This is a genomic window from Rhodopirellula sp. P2, from assembly GCF_028768465.1.
Lineage (GTDB): Bacteria > Planctomycetota > Planctomycetia > Pirellulales > Pirellulaceae > Rhodopirellula.
Genome location: NZ_CP118225.1, coordinates 3,342,741 through 3,356,000 on the forward strand (window position 1 = coordinate 3,342,741; position 13,260 = coordinate 3,356,000).

General features: G+C 58.1%; 11 protein-coding genes. 5 read left to right on the plus strand and 6 right to left on the minus strand.

Translation table 11 applies throughout. The annotated features are described in order from the left end of the window. Positions 1-53: 53 nt before the first annotated feature. Positions 54-1,421, minus strand: coding sequence for an NTP/NDP exchange transporter (locus PSR62_RS11810; protein ID WP_443217393.1), 1,368 nt, complete (start codon positions 1,419-1,421; stop codon positions 54-56). Continuing rightward, the gene (locus PSR62_RS11815; RefSeq protein WP_274407931.1) at positions 1,418-1,945 is read right to left on the minus strand and encodes a hypothetical protein; all 528 of its coding nucleotides are present in this window, start codon (positions 1,943-1,945) and stop codon (positions 1,418-1,420) included. The genes PSR62_RS11810 and PSR62_RS11815 overlap by 4 nt, the downstream gene beginning before the upstream one ends. Before the next feature lie 473 nt (positions 1,946-2,418). On the opposite strand from PSR62_RS11815, the gene PSR62_RS11820 reads away from it, so the two are divergent. Genes PSR62_RS11820 through PSR62_RS11830 form a run of 3 tightly spaced genes read left to right on the plus strand, consistent with a single transcriptional unit; the run spans position 2,419 to position 5,938 of the window. After that, positions 2,419-3,405, plus strand: a complete 987-nt coding sequence (locus PSR62_RS11820) for a sugar ABC transporter substrate-binding protein (protein WP_274407932.1) — start codon at positions 2,419-2,421, stop codon at positions 3,403-3,405. Continuing rightward, a complete protein-coding gene (locus PSR62_RS11825) occupies positions 3,402-4,985 on the plus strand; it encodes a sugar ABC transporter ATP-binding protein (protein ID WP_274407933.1) in 1,584 nt (527 codons plus the stop codon). Before PSR62_RS11820 ends, PSR62_RS11825 begins: the two co-directional genes overlap by 4 nt. Beyond that, a complete protein-coding gene (locus tag PSR62_RS11830; protein WP_274407934.1) occupies positions 4,982-5,938 on the plus strand; it encodes an ABC transporter permease in 957 nt (318 codons plus the stop codon). Before PSR62_RS11825 ends, PSR62_RS11830 begins: the two co-directional genes overlap by 4 nt. Positions 5,939-5,988: 50 nt before the next feature. Here the strand turns inward: PSR62_RS11830 and recQ are convergent, their stop codons facing one another. Then, positions 5,989-8,226 carry a DNA helicase RecQ gene (gene recQ / locus PSR62_RS11835; protein WP_274407935.1) on the minus strand — a complete coding sequence of 746 codons (2,238 nt, stop codon included), beginning with the start codon at positions 8,224-8,226 and terminating at the stop codon, positions 5,989-5,991. Between the two features lie 87 nt (positions 8,227-8,313). Continuing rightward, positions 8,314-8,814, minus strand: a complete 501-nt coding sequence (locus PSR62_RS11840) for an RNA polymerase sigma factor (protein ID WP_274408221.1) — start codon at positions 8,812-8,814, stop codon at positions 8,314-8,316. Between the two features lie 483 nt (positions 8,815-9,297). On the opposite strand from PSR62_RS11840, the gene PSR62_RS11845 reads away from it, so the two are divergent. Then, positions 9,298-11,661: a sensor domain-containing diguanylate cyclase/phosphohydrolase gene (locus PSR62_RS11845; protein WP_274407936.1), complete on the plus strand. Its 2,364-nt coding sequence runs from the start codon at positions 9,298-9,300 to the stop codon at positions 11,659-11,661. Here PSR62_RS11845 and PSR62_RS11850 read toward each other — a convergent pair. After that, the gene (locus PSR62_RS11850; protein WP_274407937.1) at positions 11,643-12,164 is read right to left on the minus strand and encodes a putative molybdenum carrier protein; all 522 of its coding nucleotides are present in this window, start codon (positions 12,162-12,164) and stop codon (positions 11,643-11,645) included. The genes PSR62_RS11845 and PSR62_RS11850 overlap by 19 nt on opposite strands. Positions 12,165-12,237: 73 nt before the next feature. Beyond that, positions 12,238-12,558 (minus strand): membrane protein insertion efficiency factor YidD, encoded by a 321-nt coding sequence (yidD, locus tag PSR62_RS25730; RefSeq protein ID WP_274407938.1) that lies wholly within the window; start codon positions 12,556-12,558, stop codon positions 12,238-12,240. Here yidD and PSR62_RS11860 point away from each other — a divergent pair. After that, positions 12,557-13,177 carry a gamma carbonic anhydrase family protein gene (locus tag PSR62_RS11860; protein WP_274407939.1) on the plus strand — a complete coding sequence of 207 codons (621 nt, stop codon included), beginning with the start codon at positions 12,557-12,559 and terminating at the stop codon, positions 13,175-13,177. The two genes, yidD and PSR62_RS11860, sit on opposite strands and share 2 nt — an antisense overlap. The last annotated feature ends 83 nt before the right edge of the window (positions 13,178-13,260 follow it).

A 13,260-nucleotide genomic window follows, 5' to 3' on the forward strand; every position in this document is an offset into this window, starting at 1 on the left:
TCGAGAATTGCTGGGTGGAAACCGAACAAGTCTACGAATGGCCAACGAGCGGGTCAATCATGGCCGGCCGGTCGACCCCGCCGCTGCATTTCTGCCTGCTGGCGACCGGTTCGCATCCCCAGCCACCCGGTCAGGACCGCGAGAGGCAGGAATCCGGCGGCGATTGCCGTCAAACTCAGGCCACTGAAGCGTAGGAGCCCGAACAATTGAGCCGACATGACGTCGCCACCTCGCACCACAGCCGTGTCCAGAAAACCTTTTGCTTGATACAGAGTGCGGCGATCCACGACCGTGTACAGGACCTGGATTCCGGGAGCGAACACGGAATAGCTGGCCGCACGGTGGACGACGACCAACGCGACGATCCACTGCAGACTGGGCCAAAAGGCCAATCCGGCGAATCCGATCACGTAGATCATCGGGAACACGCCGAGGACGATTGCCATGCCCAGACGACGCAGCAAGGCGGCGGTGCCGAGCAATTGAACCGCCAGAGTGAGGCTGAGCACCCAGAGATTGATCTTGGACATCAGCGCGAATCGGTCGGCCTTGTTCAGCCCCGCTTCGCGAATGAAATCCGCTTGTTCGCAGTACACCGTGGTGGCGCACGCTTGCAGCGCCAACAAAAACAGACACAGCCCCAACAGGTACGGCGATTGGCCCACCGCTCGCACGCCGACCCACATCGAGGTCTTGGCTTTGGCAGGACCCGCCTTCGGCGAGTCAGCATTTTCCGCCGAGACGAGCCCAGGAGGTTCGGCGGTGGTTCCAGCGGCGGCGGCGTTGTCGGGCTCACCGCCAACCTGGGCCTGCTTGGATTTTGTTTTCGCGAAAAAGTGGCCGCATTGTTGGCAGAGTTCCAAGGCGACGATGCCAGCGATCAAGACATACGAAACGTCGGCTTGTTGGGAGAGCCAGGATGCAAAGGCTGACCCCGCGATGCCTCCGATCGTTCCGCCTGCGGAGATGAATCCGAACAGTCGTTTGGCTTGATCGCTTTGATACGAGTCCGTGAAAACGCTCCACATCAGCGAGACAACAAACAGATTGAAGACGCTCAACCAGACGAAGTAGAAACGTCCGACCCAGGCGGCGACGTGGGGGTCATTGGCTTGCATCGCGAAAAAGAAGACGAGCAAGTTCAGTTCAAAGAATCGGTACACACGGCTGACCAACCGCATGCCGCGGCCGCGGTTGGCGACGGAGGCGTAGATGGGGGAGGCGATTAACATCGCCAGGAAGCTCGCCAAGAACAGCCACGGAATCTCATCGCTGCCCCGGGCAAACGCTTCGGCTTCGCGGAGGGGACGCAGTTGGTAGTAGCCGCCCAGCAAACAGAAGAACCAGGCCGTGGACCAAACCAAAAGCTGGATCTCTCCCGGGCGAAAGAATTGGTCCCTCCACGTTCGCAGACGATTCACTCAGCGGTCGCCGGTTGCGGTTCCAGGGTGTCGGCCGGATCAATCTGGACGGGGGCAGAGGTGGCAACCTCATCCGAGGTTGCGGGGATCCCGCGGACTTTCACAAAACCCGAGATGCCCACGATGAGGGCGGCGAACAGAACGATCACTTTCAACCATTTGGCTCGATTTTCGCGAATCCCGGCGAAGGCAGCGCTGCGGCCCACCAATGCCGAGGCCAGGAAGAAAATCGAGAAGGCGAGCAACATTTTGACGCCCAGCAAACCGTGGTACAGCCCGTCCCCTTTGTGGTTCGGAATCGCTCGCATGTAGTTGTAGAAACCGCTGAGTAAAAACAGCAAGATGCCGCCGTGAATGAACCGCTTCCATCGCCCCGTCACGGCCTGAGCCAATGTTTGATGGGCTTCTGCCGAGATCAATTTGGCGGACGGGAGCAACACCAACAGCATGAACGCCGAACCACCGACCAAGGTGATCGCTGTGCCGACGTGGATGATTCGTGAAAGGACATCCAGAGCAAACATGTGCAGGCCGGTCGAGTGCGAAGGAAAGAATCCGGAGCAGGATTCTAGGATGGAATGCGTGTGCGACCAATTTCATGGCCGGCCGGCAACTGGGCAACCCCACTGGCGACCCCTCTGACGTCGAGTTTGCCCAGCATCGAGTTTCCCCAGGCCTCGAGATTTTCCAGACGCCGAGTTTCTCCAGGAGTCATGTTTCACTGCCACAGGCGAAACCAGAGGGATGTCCACGCCACCGTCCTCGATGCAGTCGCTATGCTATCGCACCGGCGTCATCCGTTCGTGTTCACGCCGTCCCGCCTGATGCTTCCCTGCCCTCCGTGTCTCATTCCACGAGCACGAATGCTCGTGGTCGGGGCGATCCGTTTCCATTGGCTCGTTCCTGACTCAGCGTTGCCGGATCCTGGACAAACGTTTTCGGCAACATTCGCATCGGAAATCGTCCCCGCTCTTTCAAACCCACCATCACTTGAACCATGTTCAAAATCACAAATCGAGTTGGCTGTCTCGCTGCACTTCTGGTCCTGTTCGTGTCGGGATGCAGTTCCTCCAGTTCCACTTCACAAAACGCGGCGGATGCAGACGCCAAACCTCGCGTGGCTTTGATCATGAAGTCATTGGCGAATGAGTTTTTCTCGACGATGGCCAAGGGAGCTGAAACGCATCAGTCCGAAAACTCCGATCAATACGACTTGATCGTCAACGGGATCAAAGATGAGCGAGATGTCAGTCGCCAAGTCGCTTTGGTCGAAGAGATGGTTGCCAGCGGCGTGGACGCGATTGTGATCGCGCCGGCGGATTCCAAGGTTTTGGTGCCGGCCCTTCGACGAGCCATTGAAGCGGGAGTCATCGTTGTCAACATCGACAACCGCTTGGATGCGGAGGTGTTGAATCAAGAAGGCGTCAGCATCCCATTTGTTGGTCCCGACAACATGGCAGGGGCGAAGAAGATCGGTGATCACTTGGCCGCGAATCGCAAAGGTGACAAGGTCGCGATTCTGGAAGGGATCCGCACGTCCTACAACGCTCAACAGCGTTTGAAGGGATTTGAGGCGGCGATGAAGGAAGCCGGCATGGAAATTGTCAGCAGCCAATCCGCGGATTGGGAAATGTCTCGGGCGAACACCGTGGCCTCGTCCATGTTGAGTGAGCATCCCGAGATCAGTGGCATTTTGGCGGCGAATGATTCGATGGCTCTCGGAGCCATTGCAGCGGTCAAAGGTGCGGGCCGGGCCGGCGAAGTGCAGATTGTTGGCTTTGATAACATCTCGGCGATTCGGCAAGCCATTGAAGACGGCAAGGTGTTGGCGACGGCGGATCAACATGGTGACCAGTTGGCTGTCTTTGGGATCGAAGCCGCGCTAGAACAAATCCAAGGTGAAGCCTCCGGTTCGGACGTTTCCATCGAAGATGTCGAGACGCCGGTGGATCTGATCACCGCCGAGATCTTGAGCCAACCATGACCGTTGCTCTCTCGGTTCGCGGACTGACCAAACGCTATGGCACCGTCACCGTGCTGGATGATGTCTCGATCGATTTTCAAGCTGGGAACCTGCACGCTTTGCTCGGGGCCAACGGGGCTGGCAAAAGCACCCTTTGCAAGATCATCAGTGGTTTGATCCCGGCGTCCGCTGGGCAGATGAGTCTTTCGGGCGACGATCATTGTCCCGGCAACAAGCAAGACGCCGAGGCTCGCGGGGTTCAGATCGTTCAGCAAGAACTGAATTTGATTGAAACGTTGTCGGTCGCCGAAAACCTACGATTGGCATCGTTGCCGAATCGATGGGGCGTGTTGCGAATGGGCGAACTGCATCGATCGGCCCGCACAATTCTGGATCAGTTTGGTTTGCCCGATGTCGATTCGCATGCGATTGTCGGCCAGTTGGGGGTTGGGAAACAGCAGATGATCGAAATTGCGGCCGCACTGGCCCGCGATGCTCGCGTGTTGATTCTCGATGAGCCGACCGCTGCGCTCTCGGGCAGCGAATCCGAAGAGTTGTTCACGCACTTGAAACAGATGCGTGACCAAGGCGTCGCAATCATTTATATCTCCCACCGACTCGAAGAAGTCCAGCAGCTGTCGGATCAAGTGAGCGTGCTGCGGGACGGGCGTCTCGTCACCACGGAACCGATTTCGCGAATCAATCGTGAGAAGATGGTGGCGTGGATGAGTGCGGAAGAAAATGAATCCAAGTCTTCCAGGCAAGCGGGGCCCGAGTTTGTGAGTCATCGGACCGACCAGGTTGGATTGTTGGTGGAGCGAATGACGTCTGGGATGGTCGATGATGTTTCGTTCTCGGTCCGCCGCGGAGAACGATTTGGGGTCGCGGGTTTGGTGGGTTCCGGGCGAACCGAGTTGCTGCGAGCGATCTTCGGTGCGGATGTGGCGACGTCCGGCAACGTTTCGCTGGGCGACGGAGAACGTCTGCGATTCACGCACCCCAGCCAAGCCGTCGAAGCCGGTTTCGCGATGGTCACCGAGGACCGCAAGCAAAGCGGATTGTTGTTGTCGCAGTCGATTCGAGCCAACACGTCCCTCGCGGCGCTGGCCAGCAAGTTTTCGGACAAGGGATGGATTCGCGAAAAGGCGGAGGTCGATGCGGCGACGTCGATTCATCGGTCCTTGGAGACTCGGCATCAATCGTTGGAACAAGCGGTTGGGACGCTCAGCGGCGGCAACCAGCAGAAGGTCGCGGTGGCCAAGTGGCTGACTCGAGGCGCCGAGGTGTACCTGTTCGATGAACCGTCACGCGGGATCGATGTGGCGGCGCGTGGCAAACTTTATGAGCTGTTTGAGGAATTGGCCAAGCAAGGCAAAACGATTGTGATTGTGAGTAGTGATTTGGAAGAGTTATTCGAGACATGCGATGCGATCGCGGTCCTGTCAGCCGGGAAGATCATGGCGACGTTCGAGCGAGACGAGTTCAGCGAGGACGCGATTTTGGAAGCGTCTTTCGCGGGGCAGGAATCCCGGCCGACGTCACGTCTTCTCGGTGCAATGTCCACGCCCGGCGGCCAACGAAACGATGAGGCCACTTCATGAGTCGCTGGCAAGATTCCTGCCGCAAGATGGCACCGCACCTTGGTTTGGTTGCCGTCTTGTTGGTGTTGGTGGCGATCTTCTCGCTGCTCAGCAAGAACTTCTTTCAGTGGTCGACGTTGGTGTCGATTGCCAATCAAGTTCCCGACCTCACGTTTCTGGTCGTTGGGATGACGCTGGTGCTGATCATCGGCGGCATTGATTTGTCGGTCGGTTCATTGCTGGCGGTTTCGTCCGCGGTGTTGGGCGTGTTGATGGCCACCTACGACTGGTCAATTTGGGCGGCTCTCCCAGTGGCGGTCTTGGTCGCGTCCATTGGTGGCGGGCTGAACGGAGCGATCTCGATTGGCTTTGGGATTCCATCCTTCATCGTCACGTTGGGGATGCTTGAGATTGCGCGTGGAGCAACCAAGGTGGTCACGGATTCCCAATCGATTTACATCGGCAGTCGAATCGAATGGTTTGGTCAGCCGTTGCCCGGCGCGTTTGTTTCGCCCGCTTTCATGGCGGCGATTGGAACCGTGATACTGGGGCAACTGTTTTTGACTCGAACCGTGTGGGGCCGGTACTGCATCGCGATCGGTACCAACGCGGAAGCGGTCCGGATGTCGGGGATTCGGTCCGCCCCGCTGTGCATCGGGATTTTCGCGCTCAGCGGCATGATGTGCGGGTTGGCCGGGTTGGCTCAAACGTCGCGTTTGTCGACAGCCGATCCCAACGCGGCAATCGGTATCGAACTGGCTGCGATCGCGGCCTGTGTGATTGGCGGAACCAGCCTGATGGGCGGACGCGGGAACGTGGTGCGATCGTTCATCGGTGTGTTGATCATCCAGGTCTTGCAGACCGGGTTGGCTCAGGTTGGGGTGTCCGATGCCAGCAAGCAAATCATCACCGGCGTGGTGATCGTGGTGGCGGTGTTGTTGGACGCACTGCGAACTCGCTGGGACAAAAGCTGATCGGTTGGCAGCTGATTGCTTGCCAGGCAGTTAGCTGAGCGAGTTGATTGTCAATCGTCCGCATCGTCAGCCATTTCGTTCTTCATGCACGTGGCGACGATGCGGATCTTTTCGTAAGACATCTCTTCATTCAAGGCTTCGAACACCGGTCGAAGCCGTTCGTCCTCGGCTGCCAGAAGGGCCGCCCGGATTGCTTCGGCTTCTTCTTTGGGGACCCACTGCGTTGGATCGGTGATGTTTTCGGATTGGATGAAATCGCTGAGATACTTGCTCACGGTCGATTCGGCGCGACCCATCTTTTCTGCAACTTCGGAGGCGGATCGCCCGTCCCGAAAAAGTTGGAAGGCTTGGACCATCGCCGCGTTTGGGGCGGTGTTCGCTCGCGGTTGGTTGATCGGCGCTGGGGCCGTGTTGTCGGATTGGTCCCTGGCGAGCGGGTTTTTCTCGCAGTATTGATCGATCGAGTCCAGGAACAGCTGGCCAAATTCTTCTCGTTTGCGATCGCCGATGCCGCGAATGGGGGTGAGTTTGTCGATCGACGTGGGGCGCACGCGAGCCAATTCCCGCAGCACCGCGTCGCCGAAGATGACGTAAGCCGGCACGCCTCGTTCGGACGCCATTTCGCTGCGGAGCGCACGCAAGTGATCGAACAATTGACGGTCGACGCCTTCCCAGGATGCATTGGCGGCAGGTTGGCGAGACGAGCTTTTCTGGCTCACCTTGGTGAGCGTCACATCGCCTTCGCGTTTGAGCAACGCGCGACCTGATTCGGTCAATCGAAGGGATTGATACTCGCCGGTTCGGATCAAATGGTTTTGCGAAATGAGTTGTTCGATCCAGGTGCGAACCGCGTTGGCACCTTCGTTGGAAAGCAGGTTGTAGGTGCTGAGCTGATCGTGACCGGCTTGGATGACCTTTTGATCTTTCGATCCGGTGAGGACCTTCACGGTGTGAGCGACGCCGTAGCGTTCTTTCAGTCGGACCACACACGACAGGATCTTTTGTGCCAGTGTGATCGGATCGTCAACGAGGTCGAGTTCACCGAGACAGACGTCGCAGGCATCGCAGTTGTCGGCATCGTATTCTTGGCCAAAGTACTCCACCAGCGAGGCGTGTCTGCATTGCACTCCGTTGCACAGCGAAGCCATCGCCTCGACGGAACCCATGGCGGATTGAAAGTTGTTGCGGTCGCCGTTTTCGAGGATGCGTTTCCAGGACATCAAATCGCCACCGCTGTGAATCAGAACACATTCAGCGGCGAGCCCATCGCGGCCGGCGCGACCGCTTTCTTGCTGGTAGTGTTCAATTGATTTGGGCATCCCGGCGTGGATGACAAACCGCACGTTGGATTTGTCGATTCCCATTCCAAAGGCCACCGTCGCGACGATCACATCGACCTTTTCTTGGATGAACGCTTCTTGGTTTGCCTGCCGAACCTCCGCAGCCAGTCCCGCATGGTACGGCAGTGTGCGGACGCCCATGGATTCCAAGGCGGCGGCGGTTTGTTCGACTTCTTTTCGAGTGATGCAGTAGACGACGCCCGATTCACCGCGATGTTGCTGGATGCATTGCTGGATCTGATTCAGTTTGCCATCGCTGCGTAGCATCCGGTACGTCAGGTTGGGGCGGTCGAAGTTCCCCACCAAGACTCGCGGTTCGTGGAGCTGCAATTGTTCGGTGATGTCATCACGAACTTGTTGGGAGGCGGTGGCGGTGAAGGCGTGCACCGATGCGGAAGGGAACTGTTCTTTGAGGATTCGCAAGCCGCGATATTCGGGGCGAAAGTCATGCCCCCAATTGCTGACGCAGTGGGCCTCATCGATTGCGAAAAAAGAGATTGGCAGGCTGCGAAGAAAGGCCAGCGTTTTGGGCGTGAGCAAACGCTCCGGGGCCAAGTACAGGATCTTGATTTCGCCGCGACGGATCCGGTCCGCGGTTTCGCGTTTTTGATCCATCGACTGCGTGCTGTTGACCAGGGCCGCCGAGACGCCGTTGGCGGTCAACGCGTCGACTTGGTCCTTCATCAACGAAATCAGCGGCGAGACCACCACGGACATGCCGTCTCGCACCAGCGCAGGGACTTGGTAGCACAGCGATTTACCGCCGCCGGTCGGCAGGACGACCAAGCTGTCGCGTCCCTGGACGACATCCTGCACCGCATCGGCTTGCAGGGGCCGGAAGGAATCGTATCCCCACACCGACCGAAGGACCGAATGGGCTTGGTCCATTTCGGGATTGGACGGGGGTGATTGGGAGAGGGTTGAGGTCGATTTAGAGGGCGACGACATCCGGGAACTCACTGCGATCGTTCGAAGAAAACAATCGAACAGGTTAACAGTTTCAGGCGAGGGTGTCGTTCACTCGACCGAGGGTGCTCAGCCGCGACCCATTTTGGCGCGAGCCCGGTGCAGCATGGGGCCGATCGTGTTTTCGCTCACGCCCACCGCTTGGCTGATCTCTTGGTACGACTTGCCTTCCAAGTGATACATCCGAACGACGCTGGCTTCTCGCGGGTCCAGACGGAGCAGCAGGTGCTCGACTTCTTCTGCATTTTCGATTCGCTGCAATTCGCCGTTGACCTGTGTCGGAGCGGCGTGGCCGTTGGTGGATCCGTTGGTGGTGTGCCCGTTGGAAAGCGAGGCGGGAGCACGGTTGCCGGAGACCGTCGCATTGGCAGTCAGGCGTCGAACGACAACGCGACGGGCAACAATCGTCAGGTAAGTCGCCAGCGAACATTGCCGTCGAAATCGGCGAAGCACGGCGAAATCGTGCCGAACGATGACCAGGAACACTTCCGCCACCATGTCATCGCGAGTGGCTTCGTCCATCGACAAACCGCGGCCCATCGCGGTCCGATTGACGACATGAACGACCAGCCCAACGAATCGATCGACGAAGTCCTGCCACGCCCGGGGTTCCCGGTCAAGACAACGTTGCAGAAGCTGACGATCGACGTCGGATAGGCTCACAGTGATGGTCCGGAAGATGAGATGAATGGAGCCGGTGGGCTCAGGACTGAAGGCTAAAGGTCCGTCACAAGCCGCGTAACCATGTTAGATGGACAGGGGTTCGGTGGCAAGTTTTTCGCGGAATATTGCGAAGAGGCGGGGCAGGACAGGCGCCGATCCGCTGAGATCCATTGGAGCCAAAAATGGGGGGGGCACGTTCCACAAACGGGGCGGATTGGAAGGCCAATTTTGGCTTTTCGGTGGGGTTGTTCGGATTGCGTGGGGTTTGCGGGATTGTGGCGGTCTGAAAACCGAACGATTGATCCAGCTCGGAAGGTGACTTTCGACCAAGCCTAAAATGGAACGTATGGTTTTGCGTCACGACACAGATGTCTCGCAGAATAGCCGGCTATGAACGACCAAATGGTGCCCAGCGACCTCGCCAACCACAGTATGCCACCGATGGTGCCCGTCCCCGCAGGACCGCCTGCCGCGGATGTGCCACATCCTGATGTTGCTCCAATCGATCCACCTCAACCGGACGCAGTCCCACCCGACGCGGCCCAATCCGCTTCGCGTTTGAGCGAGTTGCTGATGGGCTTGGGCGAAGCCGCCACTGGACAGCTTCCCGGTGTGGTCGAGCCTGCTTCCGCGGCAGACGCGATCGCTCAGGAGCACGCTGGCGATTCGGTGGAAGACACGCGGCCTTTCGAGAATCATTTGGCAATGGTTCGGTTGGGCATGGCGACATCCCTGTTTTATGCCTTGCGAACCAAGCATGCACCCACCGCAGCTCACAGCTTGCGTGTGGCCCTGGCGTGTTCGGCATGGTGCGAGCGTTTGGGGTTGGCGGATGAAGCCCGTGATCGCATTGAAGTGGCAGCGTTGCTGCACGACATCGGCAAGATCGGCATTCCCGATCGAATTTTGCGCAAGCCTGGCAAGCTCAGCATTGAAGAACAATTGACGATGGATTGTTGTGCCGAGCTGGGATGTGAAATCTTGCGTGGCTGCACGACCGATCAGAACCTGCTGAATATCGTGAAGTATTGCGGTGTCTGGTACGACTCGCGTCGACAGGAAGACCATGTTCGCGGCGATGCGTTGCCGTTGGGAGCCCGGATGATGTCGATTGCGGGAGCCTTCGACGCGATGACAACCGACCAGGTCTATCGTTCGGCTCTCAGTCGCGAACGAGCTTTGCAAGAATTGTTTCGAGGCAGTGGGACTCAATTCGATCCCGAGCTGACGCGTGATTTCGCAACGATGTTGGAACGGCGTCCGGAACTGTTGCACAGCAGCGTCGTGGACCGGTGGTTGCAGAAACTCAATGCGAATTCACCTCACTTCCTTGGCCAGTCGACTGCGAGCGAGCAGACGGTGGCACAGGAAAAACCTGCCGTCCAACCGGAATCGAAGTGGCAGGGTGAGACTTCCGGTGCAATGCCCTTCTACCAAGCCTTGGGCGACCAAGTTCGGGACGGGGTGGCCTTCACTGATTGCGAAGGACAGGTCACGTATTGGAACGAGACTTTGTCACGCCTGACCGGCGTTGCCAGTGAAGCGATGGTAGGCCGCCACTGGGATGTCAACACACTGGGGATCGTCGATGAATCGGGAGACGAAACCACCTCTTGCCCGGTCGCGGATAGTTTGCGGTTGCAAACCACTGTCACACGAACCATGAAATTGGTTCGTGGCGGTGTCTCGCAAGATGTGCTGTTGCAGGTCAGTCCTGTTCGCGATTCGTTTGGTGGGGGAGCATTGGTTCTCGTCCGCGACATGTCGGACCAGAACAAGTTGCAAAGTCAGATTCAGTCGTTGCACAAAAAAGCAACCAGCGATCCTTTGACTGGCATTGCAAACCGAGCTGAATTCGACAGTCGTTTGCTGCGGGCGACCGCCGACGCGAAGAAAAATAACTCCAAGTTCAGTCTGATCATCTGCGACATCGATCACTTCAAGCAGGTCAACGATGTGCATGGTCACCCGGCCGGCGATGAAGCCCTGATGCAGTTTGCTCGCATCCTCGAAAGTCACGCTCGCAACGAAGACTTGGTGGCTCGTTATGGTGGCGAAGAATTCGTGTTCTTGGCGATCAACAGCGACAACTCCACCGCTGCCCGACGAGCCGAACAGATCCGTCAAGCCATTGAGGTCACCCCGCTGGATGGGCTCAACGGTGATTCGGTCACGGTCAGCTTTGGGGTCACTGAATATCAAACTGGCGACGCCGCCGAAACCATTTTGGCGAGGTCGGACCGGGCTCTGTTGAAGGCCAAGGAAAACGGTCGCAACCGGGTGGTTCAACTCGGAACAGGCATTCACCAAGACCAGGACGCCGGTTCGAAGCCGGGTTGGTTCAGTTGGTTGACGTCCAGCAAAAAGGACGAAAACAGCGACTACCACTTGGTCACGCCGGTGCCAATCGATTTGGCCGTGGAAAAACTCCGCGGATTCATCTCGGATCACCGGGCGGAGATCATTCAGGTCACCGGCAGTGTGGTCTCACTTCGAATCGTTTCGCAAGGCGGCAAAGGCCGGCGAGCGGCCGATCACCAGATGACGCTTCATGTGCTGATTCAGTTGAGCGAAGGACGTGGCAGACGAAATCGCAACGACAACACCGTGACGCAAACATCGATGCGAGTCACCATTCAGCCGATCCGAAATCGGGATCGGCGGAGTCGAGATCTGCAGCCCTGTGTTCGGGAAGTGCTTGGCAGTCTGAAGAGTTATCTGATGGCCGAGATGGTTCAGAATAGCGACGACTGAATGTCGCCGCCTCCACCGCGAAAAATGTGAGTGAGCATCTGCCGGGTTTGTTCGCCAATTCCCGGTGAGTTGCTTTCGCGTGGACCGGCCACGTTGAGGTTGGCTGGGCGAGTCTTGTCGAGCCACGTTCGAATTCGCTGGGCAGCGGTTTTGGGCGACGCCAAATCAGCGGCCAAGCAGGGACGCGATTCCCGTTTGCAAATTCGTTTCGTCAGCGCCGTCCCACCGGAAATTTTGTTGCGATACAAAATCAACGTCGCGTCCGTGTCGATGACATTTTGTTCCGTCCGATCGGGGTAATGTCGCGAGGCGTGTTCCTGCAACAAATAACGATCCGGGATACGTCCGTCTTCCGCGATGCGACCTGCCGGGCACCATCCGCCGTGTGGCAAATCAAGGGCGATGGCCGCGTCCAGGGCACCACGGTCAACTCCGGTTTGCCCGCCGGAAATGATCCAGTGGGGCACAAAGGCGTCGGTCGTTTGTGGGGCGGAGTTCGGCATGCGGGGATGATAACACGCCCTTTCGTTCAGGGAATCGCGAAGCTTTCCCCGGTCGAAGTTGCGGGCGGCCGGTTCACGGCGGGTCGTAGCCACCTGGGTTCCAAGGGTGGCAGCGGCCGATGCGTCGGATCGATCGCCAGGTGCCACGAATCGGCCCGTGTTTTTGAATGGATTCGATGGCGTAGGCACTGCAGGTCGGAGTGAATCGGCAACTGGGGCCCATCATCGGACTGATCACGACTTGGTACCATCGGATGCTCAGCACGAATGTTGAGATCGCCAACCGTGACAGCACGCCTCGCGTGATTGGCGGTGGTGACTCCGGCGCAACCTCCGCCGGGTCGATGTCTTCTCGTTCGAGGTTTCCTTGCTCTTCCTGCAACCGATTTACCATGTCAACGAATGATTCGGATTCTCAATCCTCTCCCCAACAGTCCGCCTCCGGCACAGCGGATCGAACGCGGCGACAAGCGGTCGTCACCAGTGAAGCAGATCAAAGTTTGATCGATCCGTCAGCGTTCATCGCTCCCAACGCGACTGTTTTGGGGGAAGTGTACATTGCCGAGGACGTCAGCATCTGGTTTGGCGCGGTGATGCGTGGCGATACGGAAAAAATTGTGATTGGTCGACAAAGCAATGTCCAAGACCAATGCGTGCTGCATTGCGATCCTGGGATGCCGTGTATGATTGGAGAACGCGTGACGGTGGGGCATTCGGCTGTCGTGCACGGTGCCACCGTCGAAGACGATGCCCTGATTGGAATTGGCGCGATTGTTCTCAATGGAGCCACCATTGGCAAAGGGGCCATTGTCGCCGCGGGCGCACTCGTGACCGAAGGCACCGTCATCCCGCCGGGGATGTTGGCAGTGGGCACGCCCGCGAAACCGATCAAAGAAGTGAGCGAATCGCTTCTGGAACGTTCCCGGGAAGGCGCTCAGCACTATGTCAAGTTGGGCCGGCGTTATCGCGAGGAGCTGACCGGTACAAACGTCACCTCCCGCAAGGTCGATTGAGAACCGCCCATTTGGTCGTTCGGTTTTTCGAACCGGTGGAGTTTCTTGGGGCCGCGCGTGGGGGGCGTCCTAGTGTTGGGGGA

Excerpts from the sequence above, each read along its gene's own strand:
- PSR62_RS11815 (WP_274407931.1), bottom strand. The coding sequence starts at position 1,945 with ATGTTTGCTCTGGATGTCCTTTCACGAATCATCCACGTCGGCACAGCG.
- PSR62_RS11820 (WP_274407932.1), top strand. The coding sequence starts at position 2,419 with ATGTTCAAAATCACAAATCGAGTTGGCTGTCTCGCTGCACTTCTGGTC.
- PSR62_RS11825 (WP_274407933.1), top strand. The coding sequence starts at position 3,402 with ATGACCGTTGCTCTCTCGGTTCGCGGACTGACCAAACGCTATGGCACC.
- PSR62_RS11830 (WP_274407934.1), top strand. The coding sequence starts at position 4,982 with ATGAGTCGCTGGCAAGATTCCTGCCGCAAGATGGCACCGCACCTTGGT.
- recQ (WP_274407935.1), bottom strand. The coding sequence starts at position 8,226 with ATGTCGTCGCCCTCTAAATCGACCTCAACCCTCTCCCAATCACCCCCG.
- PSR62_RS11845 (WP_274407936.1), top strand. The coding sequence starts at position 9,298 with ATGAACGACCAAATGGTGCCCAGCGACCTCGCCAACCACAGTATGCCA.
- PSR62_RS11850 (WP_274407937.1), bottom strand. The coding sequence starts at position 12,164 with ATGCCGAACTCCGCCCCACAAACGACCGACGCCTTTGTGCCCCACTGG.
- PSR62_RS11860 (WP_274407939.1), top strand. The coding sequence starts at position 12,557 with ATGTCAACGAATGATTCGGATTCTCAATCCTCTCCCCAACAGTCCGCC.
- yidD (WP_274407938.1), bottom strand. The coding sequence starts at position 12,558 with ATGGTAAATCGGTTGCAGGAAGAGCAAGGAAACCTCGAACGAGAAGAC.